Raw genomic sequence first — 1,335 nt, forward strand, 5'->3', positions numbered from 1 at the left:
GGGTTATAGGCCAAAATTTGTACCTTGAGTCTAATCGTAATCAATACGGTAGGGACCTGTTGTGTGAAGCTCGTGCCATGAGACTGCATTACCCCATCTAAGTATCGCTTCATCTCTTTCTTGGAGCCTGCTCGCTTCGATATGCAAATCGGTTATCTGCGCATCTGTAGGCATGTCTCGTATGATATCTGCCGCGCAAAGTGGACACTCGACATGAGTCAGACACCACCAGAACAGCGCCTTGATACGCCGCTCGATATTCATGCCTCTGTGCTCGTTTAGGATGATACGCAGCTGTCTGTTGACGCCTCCTTCTATCCTGTTGTTCGTGGCTGGAACTGGCCCACCTGCTACAAGACTCTCATCGAGGTAGGTGAACAGCGTGCCCTGCCGTGCCAACTTTTCTAATCCCCGTCTAGCCTTGCGAAGTCTTTCGTGTTTGAACCTCACTACACCGTCTACGATAGTCTTTTCTTTCAAAAAGCTATCCCAGCGTGTGCACCAGCTGGAAAGCTCAGCAAGCCATGTTGCCGCCCCATTGAGATCAGCAACACACATGAGGTCCTTCGCGATACCGTATATCTCAACTCCTGCCTGCAGTTTCGGTCTGGTGGTTGTGCAGCGCTTCACCTGATCGAAGGCGTGAAAGACACATCTTTGTACGCGGGTGTTTGGCCATGCGACGCGCCTCGCCTTCTCAAAGCCACTACCTCCGTCGCACACCACGACATCAGGAGGGGCGATACGCGCCATGAGAGCTACCCACGCTTGCGAGTTCTCGCTTCTCGCCAAGTGCCAGCCGATAACGTAGTCTTTGGTGCACGCGATGAGCACGACAGCCGCGCGTCCGAGCCATATTCCATCGACGTGCACCACATGGTGAACCTCGTCGCACACCGGCGCTATCGGCCATATATCCCAAAACTCAGACGTACAGCGTCGAAACGTCCGTGCCGACACTCCCATTTCCGATTGGGTTTTCTTCGATAGAAGCCATGACAAGAACAGCTTCAGCCTCTTGGCCGTGTTGTCGATCTTGTGCGTAGTGGTCATGTTGCAAGAGGTGCATTGCCAGCGTTTTGCTCCTACTGGAGTCTTGCCATGACCTTTCATCTTTCCCCCGCACACGGGACATTTGAAGTTTGCCATTGCCCCATTGAACAACAAGCAACTCGAAAGGCCTAAACATAGCATCTGACCTGCGATGTCAAGAGCATTTAGGGTACACGTTTTGACCGAGTGCGCAGTTGATGCGATTCAACTGTAGAGACAAATTATCGAACGCTGGTCAGGCTTTATGACCTCAATTTGGGTACAAGTTTTGGCCTATAACCC

General features: G+C 52.0%; 1 protein-coding gene. It reads right to left on the minus strand.

Annotation, left to right across the window (positions count from 1 at the left end; all coding sequences use genetic code 11):
• Positions 1-30: 30 nt before the first annotated feature.
• A complete protein-coding gene (locus C1878_RS16395; RefSeq protein ID WP_114602635.1) occupies positions 31-1,149 on the minus strand; it encodes an IS1249 family transposase in 1,119 nt (372 codons plus the stop codon).
• Between the last annotated feature and the right edge of the window lie 186 nt (positions 1,150-1,335).

Source organism: Gordonibacter sp. 28C (assembly GCF_003339845.1).
GTDB lineage: Bacteria > Actinomycetota > Coriobacteriia > Coriobacteriales > Eggerthellaceae > Gordonibacter.

What these genes read in the sequence shown, in the direction of transcription:
- C1878_RS16395 (WP_114602635.1), bottom strand. Translation starts at nt 1,149, where the DNA reads ATGGCAAACTTCAAATGTCCCGTGTGCGGGGGAAAGATGAAAGGTCAT.